Source organism: Escherichia sp. E4702 (genome assembly GCF_963883545.1).
In the GTDB taxonomy this organism is placed as follows: domain Bacteria; phylum Pseudomonadota; class Gammaproteobacteria; order Enterobacterales; family Enterobacteriaceae; genus Escherichia.
In genome coordinates, this window is the sequence record NZ_CAWORF010000023.1 from 128460 (window position 1) to 147699 (window position 19240).

At 48.2% G+C, this 19240-nt stretch carries 11 protein-coding genes, 1 tRNA gene and 3 pseudogenes; 5 read left to right on the forward strand and 10 right to left on the reverse strand.

Annotated elements, in window-relative coordinates:
* Positions 1-13: 13 nt before the first annotated feature.
* From cydD to AACU94_RS16115, 5 genes and pseudogenes are all read left to right on the forward strand, one after another.
* Positions 14-1779: pseudogene (gene cydD / locus AACU94_RS16095) on the forward strand (heme ABC transporter permease/ATP-binding protein CydD).
* Positions 1780-3501 carry a heme ABC transporter ATP-binding protein/permease CydC gene (gene cydC, locus AACU94_RS16100; protein WP_135486411.1) on the forward strand — a complete coding sequence of 574 codons (1722 nt, stop codon included), beginning with the start codon at positions 1780-1782 and terminating at the stop codon, positions 3499-3501.
* 44 nt (positions 3502-3545) lie between these two features.
* Positions 3546-4250, forward strand: coding sequence for a leucyl/phenylalanyl-tRNA--protein transferase (gene aat, locus AACU94_RS16105; RefSeq protein WP_130205277.1), 705 nt, complete (start codon positions 3546-3548; stop codon positions 4248-4250).
* Between the two features lie 284 nt (positions 4251-4534).
* Positions 4535-4753, forward strand: coding sequence for a translation initiation factor IF-1 (gene infA, locus AACU94_RS16110; protein WP_001040187.1), 219 nt, complete (start codon positions 4535-4537; stop codon positions 4751-4753).
* Positions 4754-5417: 664 nt separating this feature from the next.
* Positions 5418-5505: transfer RNA gene (locus AACU94_RS16115), tRNA-Ser, on the forward strand.
* A 121-nt stretch (positions 5506-5626) separates the two neighbouring features.
* On the opposite strand, the gene AACU94_RS16120 is transcribed toward AACU94_RS16115, so the two are convergent.
* From AACU94_RS16120 to cas1f, 10 genes and pseudogenes are all read right to left on the reverse strand, one after another.
* A complete protein-coding gene (locus tag AACU94_RS16120; RefSeq protein WP_135488475.1) occupies positions 5627-6646 on the reverse strand; it encodes a fimbrial protein in 1020 nt (339 codons plus the stop codon).
* 11 nt (positions 6647-6657) lie between these two features.
* Positions 6658-9143: pseudogene (locus AACU94_RS16125) on the reverse strand (fimbrial biogenesis outer membrane usher protein).
* Positions 9144-9157: 14 nt separating this feature from the next.
* Positions 9158-9838, reverse strand: a complete 681-nt coding sequence (locus tag AACU94_RS16130; protein WP_135488476.1) for a fimbrial assembly chaperone — start codon at positions 9836-9838, stop codon at positions 9158-9160.
* A gap of 55 nt (positions 9839-9893) precedes the next feature.
* Positions 9894-10442 carry a fimbrial protein YehD gene (gene yehD, locus AACU94_RS16135; protein ID WP_135488477.1) on the reverse strand — a complete coding sequence of 183 codons (549 nt, stop codon included), beginning with the start codon at positions 10440-10442 and terminating at the stop codon, positions 9894-9896.
* 380 nt (positions 10443-10822) lie between these two features.
* Complete coding sequence (cas6f, locus tag AACU94_RS16140) at positions 10823-11377, reverse strand: type I-F CRISPR-associated endoribonuclease Cas6/Csy4 (RefSeq protein ID WP_000350177.1); 555 nt, start codon at positions 11375-11377, stop codon at positions 10823-10825.
* Between the two features lie 10 nt (positions 11378-11387).
* Positions 11388-12389 (reverse strand): annotated as a pseudogene (csy3, locus tag AACU94_RS16145) (type I-F CRISPR-associated protein Csy3).
* A 10-nt stretch (positions 12390-12399) separates the two neighbouring features.
* Positions 12400-13323 carry a type I-F CRISPR-associated protein Csy2 gene (gene csy2, locus AACU94_RS16150; RefSeq protein ID WP_135488478.1) on the reverse strand — a complete coding sequence of 308 codons (924 nt, stop codon included), beginning with the start codon at positions 13321-13323 and terminating at the stop codon, positions 12400-12402.
* Positions 13320-14624 carry a type I-F CRISPR-associated protein Csy1 gene (csy1, locus tag AACU94_RS16155; RefSeq protein WP_135488479.1) on the reverse strand — a complete coding sequence of 435 codons (1305 nt, stop codon included), beginning with the start codon at positions 14622-14624 and terminating at the stop codon, positions 13320-13322. Before csy1 ends, csy2 begins: the two co-directional genes overlap by 4 nt.
* A gap of 20 nt (positions 14625-14644) precedes the next feature.
* Entirely contained in the window at positions 14645-17878 is a 3234-nt protein-coding gene (cas3f, locus tag AACU94_RS16160) for a type I-F CRISPR-associated helicase Cas3f (protein WP_135488480.1), read from the reverse strand.
* Positions 17875-18858 carry a type I-F CRISPR-associated endonuclease Cas1f gene (cas1f, locus tag AACU94_RS16165; RefSeq protein ID WP_135488481.1) on the reverse strand — a complete coding sequence of 328 codons (984 nt, stop codon included), beginning with the start codon at positions 18856-18858 and terminating at the stop codon, positions 17875-17877. The genes cas3f and cas1f overlap by 4 nt, the downstream gene beginning before the upstream one ends.
* Positions 18859-19240: the final 382 nt, after the last annotated feature.

Sequence of the window (19240 nt, forward strand, 5' to 3'; positions counted from 1 at the left end):
TGCTAAGCGTGCAATGAATAAATCCCGTCAAAAAGAGTTAACCCGCTGGTTAAAACAGCAAAGCGTCATCTCCCAACGTTGGCTGAATATTTCTCGTCTGCTGGGCTTTGTGAGCGGCATATTAATAATTGCCCAGGCCTGGTTTATGGCGCGAATTCTGCAGCATATGATCATGGAGAACATCCCCCGAGAAGCCTTGCTGCTTCCCTTTACCTTGCTGGTGATGACCTTTGTGCTGCGTGCATGGGTGGTCTGGTTACGCGAACGGGTGGGCTATCACGCCGGGCAACATATTCGTTTTGCCATCCGCCGCCAGGTTCTTGACCGTTTGCAGCAGGCGGGGCCTGCCTGGATTCAGGGCAAACCTGCGGGGAGCTGGGCGACGCTGGTGCTCGAGCAAATTGACGATATGCATGATTACTACGCTCGCTACCTACGCAAATGGCGCTGGCAGTCTCAGTGCCACTACTGATTGTCGTCGCAATTTTCCCTTCTAACTGGGCCGCGGCACTTATTTTACTCGGCACTGCACCGTTAATTCCGTTGTTTATGGCTTTAGTTGGGATGGGTGCTGCCGATGCTAACCGACGCAACTTTCTCGCGCTTGCTCGCTTAAGCGGGCATTTTCTCGATCGTCTGCGCGGCATGGAAACCCTGCGTATTTTTGGTCGTGGCGAGGCTGAAATTGAAAGTATCCGTTCTGCTTCGGAAGATTTTCGCCAACGGACCATGGAAGTATTACGCCTGGCGTTTTTATCCTCCGGTATTCTTGAATTCTTTACCTCGCTGTCGATTGCCCTGGTCGCGGTGTACTTTGGTTTCTCTTATCTTGGTGAGCTGGATTTCGGTCACTACAGCACGGGCGTGACGTTGTCTGCGGGCTTCCTTGCGTTGATCCTCGCCCCCGAGTTTTTCCAGCCGTTACGTGATCTCGGCACGTTTTATCATGCCAAAGCCCAGGCTGTTGGCGCGGCTGACAGCCTGAAAACATTTATGGAAACACCGCTCGCCCATCCACAGCGTGGTGACGTTGAGTTAACGTCTACCGAACCAGTGACCATTGAAGCCAAAGATCTGTTTATCACATCGCCTGAAGGTAAAACACTGGCTGGCCCGCTGAACTTTACACTACCTGCAGGCAAACGTGCGGTACTGGTGGGACGAAGCGGATCCGGGAAAAGTTCACTATTAAATGCGCTTTCCGGTTTTCTCTCTTATCAAGGCTCGCTGCAGATCAACGGCATTGAATTGCGGGATTTATCCCCGGAATCATGGCGAAAACGTCTCTCATGGGTTGGCCAAAATCCGCAATTACCCGCGGCAACAGTACGAGACAATGTGCTGCTGGCACGACCGGATGCCAGCGAGCAAGAGTTACAAATGGCCCTGGATAACGCCTGGGTCAGTGAGTTTCTGCCGCTCCTGCCGCAAGGCATCGATACTCCCGTGGGCGATCAGGCAGCCCGCCTTTCCGTAGGTCAGGCACAACGTGTGGCCGTAGCGCGTGCATTACTTCATCCCTGCTCACTGTTATTACTGGATGAACCTGCAGCCAGTCTCGATGCACACAGCGAGCAGCGTGTGATGCAGGCGCTAAACGCTGCCTCGCAGCGCCAGACAACGTTAATGGTCACCCACCAGTTAGAAGATCTTGCTGACTGGGATGTCATTTGGGTAATGCAGGATGGTCAGATTATTGAGCAAGGTTGTTACGCTGATTTAAGCGTGGCTAACGGTCCATTCGCCACGTTGCTGGTCCACCGTCAGGAGGAGATTTAAATGCGCGCGTTGCTTCCTTATCTGGCTCTATATAAGCGTCATAAGTGGATGTTAAGCCTTGGTATTGTGCTGGCAATTGTCACACTGCTCGCCAGTATCGGCTTGTTGACGCTTTCTGGTTGGTTCCTCTCCGCTTCGGCAGTGGCGGGAGTTGCAGGACTGTACAGCTTTAACTACATGCTGCCTGCCGCAGGTGTACGTGGCGCGGCAATCACCCGCACTGCCGGGCGTTATTTTGAACGTCTGGTGAGTCACGACGCGACTTTCCGCGTGTTGCAGCATTTGCGCATTTACACCTTCAGCAAGCTGTTGCCTCTCTCCCCTGCCGGGCTGGCCCGCTATCGCCAGGGCGAATTGCTCAACCGCGTCGTCGCCGATGTTGATACGCTCGATCATCTTTACTTGCGCGTTATCTCACCGCTGGTAGGGGCTTTTGTGGTAATTATGGTGGTGACTGTCGGGTTAAGTTTTCTTGATTTCACCCTCGCCTTCACGCTGGGCGGCATTATGTTGCTGACACTTTTCCTGATGCCGCCGCTGTTTTATCGAGCGGGGAAAAGCACCGGGCAAAACCTTACCCATCTTCGCGGTCAGTATCGCCAACAGTTAACCGCCTGGCTGCAAGGGCAAGCTGAACTGACCATTTTTGGTGCCAGCGATCGTTATCGTACGCAGTTAGAGAACACCGAAATTCAGTGGCTGGAAGCGCAGCGTCGTCAGTCCGAACTGACCGCGCTCTCGCAGGCAATTATGCTGTTGATTGGCGCGCTGGCGGTGATTCTGATGCTATGGATGGCCTCCGGCGGCGTTGGCGGTAATAGCCAGCCGGGTGCGTTAATTGCGCTGTTTGTCTTCTGTGCTTTGGCTGCATTCGAAGCCCTGGCTCCGGTGACAGGTGCATTTCAGCATCTGGGGCAAGTTATTGCTTCTGCCGTGCGTATCACTGACTTAACGGACCAAAAACCAGAAGTGACCTTCCCGGATACTCAGTCCGCCGTTCCTGAGCAGGTTTCCCTGACGTTACGGGATGTTGCGTTCACTTATCCGGAACAATCCCAACAAGCGCTTAAAGGGATTTCTCTTCAGGCAAACGCCGGAGAACATATTGCGATTCTCGGGCGAACCGGATGCGGCAAATCAACGTTGTTACAACTGCTAACCCGCGCATGGGACCCGCAACAGGGTGAGATTTTGCTTAACGGCAGCCCGATCTCTGACCTGAATGAATCAACATTGCGCCAGACCATCAGCGTTGTGCCACAGCGAGTGCATCTGTTTAGCGCCACACTGCGCGATAATCTGTTACTCGCCGCACCTGGCGCTACTGATGAGACTCTTGCTGAAATTCTCCGTCGCGTCGGTCTGGAGAAACTACTCGAAGATACAGGGCTCAACAGTTGGTTGGGAGAAGGCGGACGCCAGCTTTCCGGCGGCGAACTGCGTCGTCTGGCTATCGCCCGTGCGCTATTGCACGATGCGCCGTTAGTATTACTGGATGAACCAACCGAAGGCTTAGATGCCACGACTGAAAGTCAGATCCTCGAATTATTGGCTGAAATGATGCGTGAGAAAACGCTATTAATGGTTACACATCGGCTGCGTGGACTTTCACATTTTCAGCAAATAATAGTGATGGACAACGGGCAAATTATTGAACAAGGTACCCATGCAGAACTGCTTGCCAGACAGGGGCGTTATTACCAGTTTAAGCAGGGTTTGTAAGCTATTATTGAACGATCCGACTTGCGTAGTGGAGTTTTGCAGTCATGCGCCTGGTTCAGCTTTCTCGCCATTCAATAGCCTTCCCTTCCCCGGAAGGCGCATTACGTGAGCCTAACGGTCTGCTGGCGCTGGGAGGCGATCTTAGCCCTGCTCGGCTACTCATGGCTTATCAGCGCGGTATTTTCCCGTGGTTTTCTCCGGGCGATCCTATTCTCTGGTGGTCGCCTGATCCACGTGCGGTTTTATGGCCAGAATCACTGCATATCAGCCGCAGCATGAAACGTTTTCATAAGCGCTCTCCCTATCGCGTCACGCTGAATTACGCGTTTGGTCAGGTCATTGAAGGCTGCGCCAGCGATCGCGAAGAAGGGACCTGGATTACGCGTGACGTCGTCGAAGCCTACCATCGTCTTCACGAATTGGGGCATGCCCATTCCATAGAAGTGTGGCGTGAAGGCGAAATTGTCGGCGGCATGTACGGCGTAGCGCAGGGAACACTGTTTTGTGGCGAGTCGATGTTCAGCCGCATGGAGAATGCCTCGAAAACGGCGCTCCTGGTGTTTTGTGACGAATTTATCCGCCACGGCGGTAAGCTTATCGACTGCCAGGTATTAAATGACCATACGGCCTCGCTTGGTGCCTGCGAAATCCCTCGCCGGGATTACCTCAATTATCTCAATCAACTGCGCCCCGAACGGTTACCAAATAATTTCTGGGTACCACGGCGATTGTTTTCACCACAAGAATGAATGTTTTCGGCACATTTCTCCCCAGAGTGTTATAATTGCGGTCGCAGAGTTGGTTATGCTCATTACTCCGCTGCCGATAAGGAATTTTTCGCGTCAGGTAACGCCCACCGTTTATCTCACCGCTCCCTTATACGTTGCGCTTATAGTGCGGCTTAGCCGTGTGTTTTCGGAGTTATGTGCCAAACCTGTTTGTTGCGAATTAGCGCACAAATCTTTACTTATTTACAGAACTTCGGCATTATCTTGCCGGTTCAAATTACGGTAGTGATACCCCAGAGGATTAGATGGCCAAAGAAGACAATATTGAAATGCAAGGTACCGTTCTTGAAACGTTGCCTAATACCATGTTCCGCGTAGAGTTAGAAAACGGTCACGTGGTTACTGCACACATCTCCGGTAAAATGCGCAAAAACTACATCCGCATCCTGACGGGCGACAAAGTGACTGTTGAACTGACCCCGTACGACCTGAGCAAAGGCCGCATTGTCTTCCGTAGTCGCTGATTGTTTTACCGCCTGATGGGCGAAGAGAAAGAACGAGTAAAAGGTCGGTTTAACCGGCCTTTTTTGCGTTTGGTGAGTTACGGGGAACAAATATTGGAGGATGGTATGTTGTGTTTGAAAACTGCCTGTACGGCAGTGAACCGCCTCAACCTCCGCATCCGGTTTTGTGTCCTGTTTCTAAGCTGCCTGTACGGCAGTGAACCATCACTATGTGAAGGCGGGAGGAGATGTTCTTTTCTAAGCTGCCTGTACGGCAGTGAACCCGTGGCTGCCTGCTATGTCGGCATCAGCACTTTTCTAAGCTGCCTGTACGGCAGTGAACTGGAATAATAGCAGACTATCCGATTGATTTACTGTTAAAACTTACAAAGTCGCAGATTCAACCCCTTTTTCCAGACTTCAAAATAGCAAGAAAAAAAATCAATGAGTTACATTTCAACCTAAAAAAAGGGTCGATTTGGTACTTCTTCAATCTCATATTTTATGCATAGCTTTTGATAAACAATTGAACAGAACACATACGGTCATAATCTCCGTCACGCAAACAGCGTGTTCATTGCGTAACCAAACGAATCAATCTCTATAAATTCTTCTTGACCGTTTTACTCCAACTCCCTATAGTAGCGCCCCGTTGCCACCCATGAGGTCAGCAGCAAAACAATTTGGTGAGGTGTCCGAGTGGCTGAAGGAGCACGCCTGGAAAGTGTGTATACGGCAACGTATCCGGGGTTCGAATCCCCGCCTCACCGCCATCTTCTAAGAAGAGCTCGTACGAAAGTACGGGCTTTTTTTTCGCATTAATGCGCCTTAAATAAAAAACACGTACTTCCTCTTCGAAAGTACGTGAAAATCAGTGGCTGATTACTATACCCACTAGTCGTAGGATACGGCAAATATGGCTTTGCTTTGGACTTCTCCAGGCTGTAGTGCTTCCTCCTTCACGCGGACATATTTCGCGGTAATCGGGAAGGTGTACTGATTCTCAATGGCCGCCATTTTAGTTAGTTTGTTCATCAGCGTATCACCCAGCTTTAGCGGTGTCGTTTCGTTACCATTATAAATCTGGAACCCAACCCCCTTAGCACCATTAAGCGATGTGTTTTTCAGAATGGTTCCACTATCATCCCATTCTCCGCGCGCAACTTTAAAAGTCACTGGATTAGTCGTGACGTTATAAACACTGTCACAATTTAAAACCAGATCTATAGAACCTGATTTTGTGTTATTGGCAGATTGCATCTCACTTATCGTTGTTTCTGGCATTCTTATTTCGTAAGTCGGTTGCGAGAAACTACAGGTTGTAGGTTTGTGTTTTGTTATATTAACATTTAAATTCTGTTGATAAGCAGCATCTGTTGGTAACCTATTGCTCACATAACATATAAAATAAAAGATAATGTTTTGATAGCAAAAATTAGTTGCTGAACCATTTTCAAATGGAAAGACAACCGCAGGAGCATTCAAGATGAATGAATTAGAATATACTGTTTGAACATTCGCATTACTTTCAGGCGATTTTATATATGAAGCTGTTAATGCTATACTTTTATTATTAATAGTATCGTTAACTGAATAAGTTTTCCTATCTCCCGTGTCAACAGGAAATCCATCTCCGACATCAAGATTAAACTTAATATAAATTGATTGATTGCTGTTTTGATTTTCTTTCATTTCTACAACATAATTGTCTAATGTTTTAAGTACATTTAACTTATCTTGAGTCGAATTACATGTAAATTCTCCTGTCAGATTAGGAGAAAATGTAACCGTTGCATTTCCCGCAGTTAAGTCTAAATTAACTCCCTGTATTGCAGTAGAATTTCCGTTGATAGTACATTTAGCCTGCCCCCAAAATGGCAAAGCCAGTAGAAACAAAAACCAATATTTCTTCATAAACAAATCCTTTAACGACAAATATAAACTTTATTCTCATCAATAACGTTATCAAAGGTAATAGTGCAGAATTGTTCCTGCTGTTTATTAACCGAGACGCGAATCGACGCAGGAACATCATTGGTGCGAATAAATATCCGACTTCCCTGTCCTACTAAGCCCACATTGTTGCCGCTTTCATCTTCAACCTCATAACCAAACGGCAACGGAGAGCCATCAGGGCGTTGGGAGATGAAATACCAGGGCTTGCGTTTATCAGTCTCAAACTGCGTCATCACTACCGCCCCACGATAAGGAACGGTGTTTTTACGGTTACCCAGTAGCGCCACATCGCTTTTACTGTCGGCAATATCCAACATCAACGTATTTTCACGATACGGCGTCAGGTTGTCATAAATAGCGTAGCCTCTGCTATCCGTGGTCAGGTAACGATATCCCTGCACCGCCGCTCCCTCCAGTCCCGGCGCTTTGACGATGGCGAACGTATCGGAAAGTCTGGGAGCCAGTGCCACACCGTCTGACCACGCGACTAAACCGCCTTGAATATTACCGCTAATCTGTTGATATCTTTTCGACTGGCTATAGCTGCCACCAATAGTCGCCAATGGCGCACGCCAGGTCAGGTTTCCACCTGCTGTTGTCTCGCTGCCCTGGTGTTGATGGCTTAAGTTAGCCCCGTAGCTGAACTGATCGCGACTCCCCGCTACACCGCTGAGGCTGGTATTATTCGACCGATAGCCGTCTTTATCAAAAGTGGTTGAGTTAGAAACAAATAAATCTCGTCGTTTTTCAGTGATTCCATCGCCCCACGAGAAGGGAGTTGAGAAATATAAGTTAATGCGTCTATCTTCGCGGTTATCTTCATCGTAGGTCTGGCTAACAGACAAGGTATAACTAAGGCGTTCCCAGGAGTTCGAGTAGCTGAGTTGATAATCTTTCCCTGTCCCGCTGCGTTCCCAATAATCCCGCCATTGACCGCTGACCGACAGATATCCCCAATTTTCCGGTAATGACTGGTTTATATTTACAGAAAAACTGTTCTTACGACCAAAATCGTACTGATAATAGTCGGCGATATCATAAACTGAGTCATCTTCTCGATTATAGCTTTTCCTGTTATTTGCCCAGACGTGATCGTTAAAAGTACGATAATCTCGAGAAGAATAACGCCAGGCCGCCAGCGAAAATTGCGTTCCACTTTGAGAGAGATATTTGTTCCAGGCAATCTGATAACTTTGACCATTAAACACATCACCGTTATCTTGTTCACTATGGGAATGGGTAAAATCAACCGATACAGCACCAATCGGTGTATTCCATCCCGTGCCGAGAACAAACGATGAGTAATTATCAGACAACTGCGTGCCAGCATAGAGTGTCAGCAAATTATTAAGGCCATACTGATAGCTTCCCTGAATAAAATCTGACTGATCGCTGGCTCCCTCAATACGACTACGTCCGGCAGCAAATTCATATTTCGAAACGCCCGGTTGCAACATATTTGGTACAGATGAATAAGGTACACGATAACGCGACACCGAACCGTCAGCTTCTTTAACGGTTACTTCCAGATCTGCACCACCACCAGCAAGTTGCAAATCATCAATGGCGAATGGACCTGGCGGAACCTCTTTCTGGTAAACCACAAAGCCATTTTGTTCGATAGTGACAAGTGCGTTACTTTGGGCAACACCACGCACCACTGGAGTAAAATTCTGTTTAGAGTTCGGCAACATCTGCATATCGCGCCAAAGGCGTACACCGCGAAAACGCACGGAGTCAAAAACATCAGAACCGGTATACATTTCACCAGCACGCAATGTGCCAAGAATTTGTGGAATTCCGCGCTCCAGATATAACGTGTTACTCTTCCATTTACCGCTGCTCTCGTCACTTTTCGTATAATTGGCATTTGAATGCAACTGCCAGCCCAGAAGATTCAAACCACTATTCAGATTTAAATAGCTATTTTTATTATCTCCTCCGTGCTTATAATTACTGTAATACTGACTGGCATAATAAGACGTATATAATGCGTTAATCCCGCGATCCCATGCCTCAGGCGGGACATATCCGCGTTCATACTCAACGATATAGGCCTGGGGTACACTTAACTTCAGGTTAAAATGCCCAATATCATAGTCAACGCTGCCGCCTTGTACCGCTTCCCGAAGTGGTACACATTCTACGCTTTTATCGATATTAATGCCTTCAGTGAGGATACCTATTTGCTTTAACTGCTCCCAGGATAAACATGTTGCATCCGGATCATCTTTAATAACGACATTATAATGTCCGCGCCACTGATTATTCAGGTAAACATCCATATCATAGATACCGGGCATCGGCTTATCACTATCAATATGATAGTCAGAAATTTTTTCCCCATTTAATCCGCCAATCATAAAATGGGTGTCAATGTTTCATCTTCCGCCCATGCAGACGAAGTTGCCAACACCGACAGGATAGCCAGCGTAATAGAATTAAGTTTAGACATAATCAATCCCTGATCTATTTGACGGTTTTTACTTTTTCACTCAAATAGTTTCCATGATCATCAATCAGCGTAATATTGTACTGGCTAACAACGGAAGATGTGGTGACGGTCTGTTCTGACCAAGGTGCTAGTACCAGCGTTTCTTTATTTAATTTGGTATTACCTTGCAGTTCAGGAATAGTTATCCAGTTCGCTGAATTATTTTTTATATTAATACCATTACTGACAGTTCTTATATTCAGTCGAGAAAAACTTCCTTTATCGACACCAGCTATACCCTCCGGACGATAAATAAATTTGATGCGGTTTTGCATCGCGAATTTAATCTGGTTTTTACCTTCATTTTTCTCACTATTAGGTGGAATGTCCAGGACATTGAGAAAGAACAAGCTTTCGCGATCCTTAGGTAGGGTATTCGCCAATTTTTTGATCTTGAGTTGTTGTCCCTCGCCACCTTTTATGTGAGTTACCGGTGGCGTCAACACGAACGGGACGTGAATTTTTTCTGGAGGCTGGCTGGTATCGCCATCATCAATCCATGACTGAACCAGGGCGCTACGATTACCTTCATTCATTAACTGAACGGTAATCTCTTTTTTCTGTTCTGGATAAATAACACGAGTGCCGTAGATATAGACACCACCCCACACAGGCGTGACCATACCGGCCAGCAAGAAGGCTATAAATTTTTTCATGACAACAATCCTTGTTATTGAAAATCGGCGACCGAAGCCGCCGATAAACACGATATTAATCTGTCACAACAGTCATTGTCAGAGCAGAGTTAACCGGGCCAGCAGTCACCGCATCACCTGATTGCGCGTATTTCGCACTGAAATTTAGTGTATATTCATTAGAGCTGTTTTTTTCTAACTCAATACTTTTATCACCGTCAATCTGTTGAGATTGCCCATCTGCACTCTCATAGTAGACAGCAAAACCAGCACCATTTGGGTTTACCACAGTATTAATGGTGATATCGCTACGATTTGCATCAAACTGACTTCTGGAAAACGTAATTCTGGGAGTCTTATCTCCTGTACATTTGACCGTCAGCGGTACAGTTGTTTTATTTGAATAACCATCATAAATATAACCAGCGCTCTTACCATCAAATTGATCAGCACCAATATCGTTCATAGCAATAGTAGCCTGGCTATTTCCGATAAATTGACAAGTAGTTCCAACCACATTACCGGTAATAACTAACTCACCCTGTTCACTCCCCTCCTCTGCAAAAGCCCCTGCACTCATAAAAAGAGAAGATAATACTGCAACTGCAATAATTGAACGTTTCATAGTCTATTCCTTAACTAATTTATTCCAGGTGATTAAGAGTTTCTGTCCTCTCGGAAATGAATTTCGCAAATTACATTTTCTATCGCAATGTAAACAAGTTGTTTTCGTGATTTAAATCAAATTATAAAAAACACATACCCAGCAAAAAATACCCATAAAAATATTTTCCTTGTTTACTATTCGTCATTATTTGATGTCATTACAAGGTAGATTAATACGTATTATTAATTGAGGATTGCTTGTTTTAAATAAATATCCATATACTGATGAAAGTGTAGGGCATTGAATTCCTTATTCTATTTCCAGCCAGAAATCGGCTTTTCAATAGACAAAAAGACCTGACGGTAAGGCCAGGTCTTTTATACATTACAACTAACCAATCAAAACCAGGGAATAGTAGCGGTTGCGCTTAATCCATAACTACTGAATACCCCTTTAACCGGTTCTGTACGCAAATCCCCGTGTCGGATAAACAACTTGAACTGTTGCTGACTCGACAAACTCTTCATATTAAGAAAAGGTAAGTCGGTCCGCTGTTCAGCTTGCGCCGCCAGTCGCTCAATCGCCTGTTCTTCAGTAAGCCAGCCTTTTTTCACTGAACGCCTTAACAGACGCTGGGGGTTACTTTTAACCTGCACACGGCTTACTACTCGCCAGCCCTTTATTTCTGGAACAGGAGTGACAGGTGAACATTGGCAATAGTCCGTAAGTCCTTTACGCCACGCTGAGGCTTCAAGCGCCTGTAATGCCTGAGCGCTACCATGCAAGCGTAAACGCGCTCCTGGCATAACATTTACGTCCGGGAAACTCACGCCGATATCGCCTTGCCCTCTTGCACCCAATGCCCGATGCAGTTTGGCAAATAACGCTGCCATCAACATTTCGCTCGAAAATTCAGGATCTGGCAGAACGCGGATCTCAAGGTAGTGATCCATTGGCAGCTCCTTATTCCGATTTCTCACCAAAGACACCGCCGCGGATCAGCACAGCCATCACGTAGTGCTGCTGCTCAACGTCTGGTTTCATCCCTTTAGTCACCCAATTGTCCAGTAAGGTATAAAAGTCGAGTTTTTCTTTCGGTTGACGGCAGGCCACGCCGCGACTGGTTACAGAACCGTAAGGTTCCACGGCAATAGCCCCCAATTCATCGACTTTTGGATGCCAGGTATCGATGGTACGTAAAGCATTGCCAATCTTCTGAGAGTGAATACCGGCAATGCCAGCCACCTAGTATAACACACGACTTTTGCTACTGTTGCTGTCGAGTACCAGCTCCTGCGACGGGAAAACTTCTTGCCCGGCACCAAGGCGAACCTGCGCTTCAACGGTAAGCATCACCCACTCTTTTCCGCTCAATCCTTGTTCAATCGTTGCCGCCAGTTCTGTGACGCTACTCTGGCCCTGTTCAAATTGACGTAAAGAGAAGTCATGGCTGTTAAAAGTCCATGATTTGTCGTTAGCGGTGACTTTCACCTGAATTTGCTCGGCACCGATACGGTTACGCCACAGAAAACGACCATTTGCCAGATTCAGGGCATAACGAAGCGCCAGCTCTTTAAAGCCATGTTCGCTGATATAACCGTCAATAACGTCGGAAAGCGCCTCCTGATAGGCCATATCATTACATACTGAAGGTGAGGATAAATTACCCAGAACGCGCAGCGTAAACATCACTTTTAACGTATCCGCATCAACCGGAAGCGCTGCCACGTCTACCCGCTGCAAGTTGGCTTTTTGGATTTCTGCATTCAGCTTTAACGCATTACTGGAAATTGCATCTTTCAGGCGATTGGAGATGGTTCCGCGAACGGCTTTCTCCTGAATCTCAATAGGTTGCCATTCATTTCCTTGCCAGTTACCTGCGTACATCACCGCGTCAGAGGTTGCCAGTTTGCGCTCAAATGCCAGTACTGACGCCGTTTTTACTGCTACAGGGGCCTTTGCCATAATTATGTCCTTATTCTGTATCGTCATCTTCATTAATCGTAGGGTCGTCAACGACTGGTATTGCCGAGCAATAGTAGCCAGTGTCCGTTGTACGGTAACGCCACATCAGCGGTTGCAAGCCAGTAATACGATGTAATCCGCGCCATTCGCCAATGCCATAAACTGCTTCGGCAAAGGCAAATGGTGTTGAGGTATCGCGCGCATTTTCAACTTCACCGGGTGCGTAAACAGGAGAAATGCGTTGGTAGCCACACATTAACGGTACCAGGAAACCAGGCATTGGCTTCGGCTGGTATACCCATTGTGCGCTGTTGTCTTCTGCCGGAGATTCGGCCTGATATTTAACGGCAGCAAAATCAAGCCAGGCATCAAGCAACGATATATCGGGATGTTGTTGATGATGTTCAGCCAGCCATTCACTGCGATCGTAAAGCGCATAGCCAGGCATTAAACGCCAGATGATTTTACGCAGTTGCTTTTCATCTTCAGGCGCATGAAAAAGCTGTGGTTCGCGCATGTCAACAATGCTGCCGCCCGCCAGTTTGTGGCTCTGGCAAAGCATTTTCAGATGGTCGCAAAGGGCTTTTCTGCCATATTCACCATTGGTAATTTCGCCATTACATTCAATCAGCAGAGAAACCGTCAGGTGCATACGGCCCTCTTCATTGAACGAGGCGGTTTTACCTTCTCTGGTTAATGGGTTACGGGTGAGAGCGAATTGAAAATCGCGCCCGGAGCTGTACGCCTGAATATGCTGTTCATGGCTTACTACCGCACAACCGTCAAAACTTACGCCAAATTCATCCACGACTTTTCGAGAAAGCGCATGGACATAACCGAGAAAATGGGTCATCGACGGGAATCCCCAGGTCAACCCGGAGACGGCGTTAGCGTTTTCGATGCGTACATGGGGTAACAAGAGCAGATAACTCATTTCAGCGCCTCCTGCAAAACGGCTTCCATTTCACGCATCCGTTGAGTAAACAGGGACTGACTGCGCCACTCCCTTTGCTCGACAGCACCGACATCGAAATGGGCTTTTTTCAGGCGATAGTTCAGCCAGCGCGCGAAATCATCGGCTACCGTCTCTTGCCAGTCGTTTTTCTCACGCTCCTGTTTGAAAGTCTCATCTGAGAGGCTTCGCCACGGGTCCAGCCAAAGTTGTTGGTGGCGAGGTAAGTCTGGTGATTGCGCGGACCATCCCTGCCATTTTTCTTGCTGAAATGAAGACGCCTGCATGAACAGCAGATCAATCAACTCATCAATATATTTCGCCCGCGCAGTTCGGATATGAACATTATTTATGTCAACCTTCAGCAGGTAAGTCATCCGGGCTATGATGCCTGAAGCCGCCCGATTGAAATCGCCGCGTAGGGAAAAAATACTGCGCATGTTTTGTGGCGCGCGATCCAGCGTCGCCCAGGTGGGCGGCATTGATGGCAACAGCCAGACACGACCACCCCGCACACTATTGAGCAAAGAAATATTCTGCGGTTTTGTGCCGCCAAAATGCATTTCGGCAAGATTAGGAAACCAGATATCTGGCTGGGAGTGCCATTTTCCTGCTTTGCGGGCATCGCGAATGGCTTTCGACTCCTCACTAAAGCGAACGGCAGTTAGCTTTTCATACATCGCCTGCGCCAGTGAACTGGAAAACAGTGGGCAGAGCAGATGATAGCCATCATCGACAGGGAAATAGATTTGTTTTGCCAGTTTATGGCTGGCAGGCCGTCCAGTTGTCCATGCCTGGCTAAACCCAGCTACCCACTGCTCCAGTTGCGCTTTATCCTCTGCAAACGTACTTAATGCCTGATAATCACCACGCTTCAGGCTGGCAAGCAGTGAATCTCCGTTCACATCGGTTTGTAGCAACTTTGCGACGTCAAGTGCGGCGGCGTTACCAATCGCGTCAGTAGCGACATTCGCCAACGATGCCGTGTTTAAATAGCTTTCGTTAGCGGAGGTTTCCAGATAAAAGCTACTGGCTTTAGAATCACCATGACTGAATTTAGCGCCATGAGTGACTAATTTGATTTGCCCGGCACGTTTCGCCGCATCCGTTAACCAGTTACGTGGCAAGTAGCGTGCTTCAAGTTCCTGTCGCTCCAGAGCGATAACGCTGGCGTCCTCGCCCTGTTCCAACCGCTTTGCTGCTTCTTTTTCAAAGGCTTCGATTTTGGGTTGCCTTCGCGAAGCGATGTAGTCAGTTATAAAATCCACTAAATTATTGTTCAAAAGATTCCCTCCTTATTTTTTCACAGGTTGCGAAACACACCTAACCAGGGGTGATAACGCCAGTCATTGACCGCATCTTCTTCACTGGCCGGCACTCTCACTTCCGCAAACTTTTCCCCAACGTTTGCTATCTCACAACTTTGCTTATCAGCTAATTTCAACAAAACGTGTTGGTAATCCATCACGCCCCAGCAAGCGACGCCGCTGGCGCATCTCACCTCTTCTCGCCTGAAATTCCCTTGCGCTTTACGCTCGTTGTCGCCCGTGCGGGAATAGAAACGCGCTTCGCTTTCTTCATCATCCATATGCAGAAAAAACACCGCCTCCGGCAAAGGGGAATAACGAAATGGCGTCTGGCGCTGCATCCAGCCGTTCCAGCTTAGCGGTGCACGCCACCATTGCGCCGCCACCACATGTTTGCTTTTACTGCTCATCAATTCGGCGGATAAACGACTATGCTCTAGCTCCGCCAGTTTATTGGCATTATTGGCAGACAGGATCCGCGGCAAGGCGTTAATCGTCCGGTAGTCCGCGATCGGAATCAGTTCGCAAATATCGTGGCTATTCAGCAAGTGTTCTTTTGTTTCGAAACCAGGCTTACAAAATGCGGGGGCTTTTTTCTGCAATGATTTGATATTGCTACGCAAAATAACCAGATTCTCACTGGTCGGCACATTTCTACGGTGGCGCTGAATACGTCCGGCAAATTGAATTATCGAACGCATGGAGCTTGGTTCGATAATTCCCCAGTCCGCATCCCAGTCACGCCCCACTTCGATAACCGATGTCCCCAACACCACGAACAGATGGTGCGATTCCGGACGGTTATGTAAGGCATCTGCGATATCTTCGTTGTTCCAGAAATCGAGTTCGTTATGACGAGTAAAAGCGCGATCCAGTCGCTTCTCAATATCTGAACGCACCGCCAGCGGATGTCGGGAGTGGTAAACACAGTAATGAATGCAGACATCTTCTGGTGAAGGAATGGCAATCAGAGCTTTGGTCACCGCAACCAGTGGATTGATATTCGCGAAGCGCACCAGGCCCAGCGAAACGGTTTTACCGCTTTCGTGTAGCTGGCGGTGCGCCTGATGCAACTTCAGCATTTGCGTATGCACCGTCTGGGCCACACTTTCGCTAACGTCTTGTATCGCGCTTGATGCAGATGAAATTGAAGCAACACGCCCGAAATGCAGTCGCTCTTTTTCAGCCAGCATCACCGCTCGCCGTGCAACAAATTTTGCATGTGCATCACGAAACCCAGGCCCGTCGCAAATTTGCGTTGCATCAGCATCTTTTTCATCAAACCAGGCACAGCAGATATTGACGGGCCTGCCGTTGGTACCACAAGACGTCTGCCACATTTTACGCCCGGCGAGATAAGCCGCGAACAACGCCTGAATCAGCCCTGGCGGTAGCGTCGCCGAGGAAAGTAATACCCGCGTTCCCAACATCCCGGCCCAGTTCATCAAGCGACATACCGCATGAAGATCGGCAATATCAAAGTCATCAGGTTCGTCGAGCACTAAATCACTGGTTAACAGGCGCAACATCGCCGGAAGCTGTTTCCCGCCTCGCACACCCTCGGTCGCGGAAATAAGATGATCAATCGTCGCGACCAGAATCGGCGCGCTCACTAACTCCTTAAGTTTGCAGTCATCCTTCAACCATTTTTCCAGCGCCCCGGTATGCAGACTGCCTTCGTACTTAACGAACTGTTGCTCCTCTGTTGGCGACTCTTGTGAAGCACTTCCGCAATCATTGTCTATTTTTTCCTGCTGCCACAGTTGCTTAACTGCCGCCGAACCAATCAGTACCGCCAGCTCATCCTCACCCAGTCCAAGCCGACTGCGCAGAGCATCGCCGGTTTGCAAGGTTAGCGTGCGCAATCCCAGCGCAACGGTAAAGCGGCACCCTTCTCGCTCGTCGGCAAGTGCATACATAATGCGGGCGTTCGCAAAGGTTTTACCACACCCCGTCGAGGCCATATTGACGCCGAAAAATCCCTCTTCACGACTTCGTTCACGTAGCGCTCGCGCCACATCCCAGGCTTTATCTTGCCAGCGATATTTCACATCTGTGGCCCGCTGGCTAAAACCTTTATGTCGGGCAATTGCCGGAAGCGATGCCCGTGTGTGCATCAGTTGCCGCCCAAGCAGATACGCATGATGCGCGACGCCCACAAGGTGCTCGTCTACCCGTTGTTTGAGCGTGCCACTTTGGCGATCGCTATTTGCCCAGACGATATATTCCGGGTCCTGCCATTTTTGCTGCGCGTCATTAGATGAATAGTAGTGATCGGCAAGCATCAGGCAAAAACGCGCCATATGTAAGGGGAACAACTGTTCCATCTGCCCGTATGTCTTTAAACCGAGCGCGTTGCTTGCCCGGCGAGAAATCTGACGCGCTTTTTCCCGCCAGCTCGCGCTTTGAAGCGGCGTTCCTGATGGAAACTGCCAGACTTGCTCAAAATCCTGTTGCGTCCAGTCATTCTTGCGGTGGTTAACGGCATTCCAGTCAGCATTCAGTTGCTTCTCCAGCCAACTTTCACAACCTTTGCATGATTGTTCCGGCTGTGGAGAAAGATTCTCCGGCATTCGATGATGGGAAAGGATCAGCCAACCTACCGTCCTGGCTAGCGGTTGCAGCGAGCTAAATGGGCTATTTGAAAAATGAGGCGTGTCTTTTTGCAGACGTTCAAGAATCGCAACTTCATCATCTGCCGTTAATTCCCCGAGTTTCTCCAGCCACACATCGTCTGGCTGTTCACCAACAAACGCCTGAAAGAGCCGCAGTGAGATCCATTCATGCCGATAAGGTTGATAACTGCGTGCGCTCTTATGGGTCAGGCTTTGCTGAAAGCTGCGTCCTGCTTTACCAAAATCATGAAACAACCCGGCGATAGCCGCCAGCAGCGCAATGCTCTCCGCGCATTGCCAGCGATTTTCTTCCTTGTTCACCAGGCTGGTTTGGGTTGTTCGATTCGTGGGAACGCGTCCCTGTGCATTAAAACGACGAATATTACCCACAATCCACATCAACTCCATTTGCCCGTTCTTTTTCAGCCAGTGACATGCCACTGCGGTATTTCGCCTGGCAGTTTTGCGCAGTAAACGGCGGAGTGTATTAACGCCTTCCAGAGTAATCACCGTTTGCCATGCGGCATCACCGGTGCGTTCAGCAAACTGATCAATAATACGGCAGCTTTCCACGCGAGCATTTTTTGTACAGCGCGAGATAAGCAGAATATTCATTGATCAGCCTTAGCCAGTGCCTGGGCCGTATCTTGCAAAGAGGTGATCATGACATCCAGCGCATCTGCTTGTTGAAAGATATTGATGCAGCGTTGACGAAACTCCTGAGCATCTTCCCCCGCCATTGCGGCAATAAATGCTTGTGGCATAACCAGGGCATCTTTAATCAGATCGGCAAGGTCAAAAACGAGGCCGCCGCGACGTGTTTTACCGTGCATTACTGCTAAACCATGCGGGATCCCGGTTACCCACGCCGCCACTGCCGCCAGCCCATAAGCCAGATAATTACCCTGATCGAGAAAGCGGTTGGCCATATCAATCCCACCGCCCCGTTTTGCGCGAGTAAAGTCGCCATAGCCCACGGTTTGGCTCACCATTTTGTAGAGTGCTTTGGTCAATTTGGCCTCTACGAGCATAAGCTGCGTATGGTTTTCTGCCGCGTCTATTTCTTCACGAGTACGATTTAGTAGGGTCTGCAGTGCATTAGCATCAGGCTGAAAGGCGTGTTCACGCTGCATTTTCGCGCTGGACCAGTGCTTATCGATATGTGTCAGGCGGATTAACTGAAAACGTTTCGCGGCGGCAAGTCGTTTATCTTCAGCAAACCAAAAAGAAACCCACTGCTGAAGATATTCAGTAGGACGATATTCGCTTTGCGGACTGAGCCAGGAGACATCAACATCAACTTCATTTGCCGAATACAGCGGCGTGCCATCCGTACCACAAAAGCCCACCATCACCCCGGCATGGGCAAATTCACGCATCGCCGCCTGAGTAACAGATGTTCCCATCCCCAACATCAATGCCGTGGTGTTCGCAATGGGGATATTCCAGTAGTACGACTCCTTACCTTCACTGGTAACATATTCCACTCGCCCACCATTCACCTGCACCCGGCATTTTTCCAGATAATAAATATTGGCGCGTTTAGAGTGGAGAATGGTTTTGAGGTCAGATGGAGTAAGGTAATTGGAAGACATAAACACATCCTGTGATTATTTTTATTTGAAGGAGTTAGGATTAGTACAGCATTGATTTCTGTGCGAGAAATTGATTTCTATCGCAATTATCACAATTGTTATTGCGTGTTGTGGCTAATGGTTCGGAGTTGAGAGTGTCATGGCACGACCAAACGTCTAACACTATCGTAGTGTGAATACTGCCTGTACGGCAGTGAACATGATTACGGGGCTAGGCATAAACCTTATGAATTTCTAAGCTGCCTGTACGGCAGTGAACACTTGCAAATGAAACGCCGGACTAATCCACATTTTCTAAGCTGCCTGTACGGCAGTGAACATCGCGGCCCGCCTGGTGATTGAACCGGTTGATTTCTAAGCTGCCTGTACGGCAGTGAACGAC

What these genes read in the sequence shown, in the direction of transcription:
- cydC (WP_135486411.1), top strand. Translation starts at nt 1,780, where the DNA reads ATGCGCGCGTTGCTTCCTTATCTGGCTCTATATAAGCGTCATAAGTGG.
- aat (WP_130205277.1), top strand. Translation starts at nt 3,546, where the DNA reads ATGCGCCTGGTTCAGCTTTCTCGCCATTCAATAGCCTTCCCTTCCCCG.
- infA (WP_001040187.1), top strand. Translation starts at nt 4,535, where the DNA reads ATGGCCAAAGAAGACAATATTGAAATGCAAGGTACCGTTCTTGAAACG.
- AACU94_RS16120 (WP_135488475.1), bottom strand. Translation starts at nt 6,646, where the DNA reads ATGAAGAAATATTGGTTTTTGTTTCTACTGGCTTTGCCATTTTGGGGG.
- AACU94_RS16130 (WP_135488476.1), bottom strand. Translation starts at nt 9,838, where the DNA reads ATGAAAAAATTTATAGCCTTCTTGCTGGCCGGTATGGTCACGCCTGTG.
- yehD (WP_135488477.1), bottom strand. Translation starts at nt 10,442, where the DNA reads ATGAAACGTTCAATTATTGCAGTTGCAGTATTATCTTCTCTTTTTATG.
- cas6f (WP_000350177.1), bottom strand. Translation starts at nt 11,377, where the DNA reads ATGGATCACTACCTTGAGATCCGCGTTCTGCCAGATCCTGAATTTTCG.
- csy2 (WP_135488478.1), bottom strand. Translation starts at nt 13,323, where the DNA reads ATGAGTTATCTGCTCTTGTTACCCCATGTACGCATCGAAAACGCTAAC.
- cas3f (WP_135488480.1), bottom strand. Translation starts at nt 17,878, where the DNA reads ATGAATATTCTGCTTATCTCGCGCTGTACAAAAAATGCTCGCGTGGAA.
- cas1f (WP_135488481.1), bottom strand. Translation starts at nt 18,858, where the DNA reads ATGTCTTCCAATTACCTTACTCCATCTGACCTCAAAACCATTCTCCAC.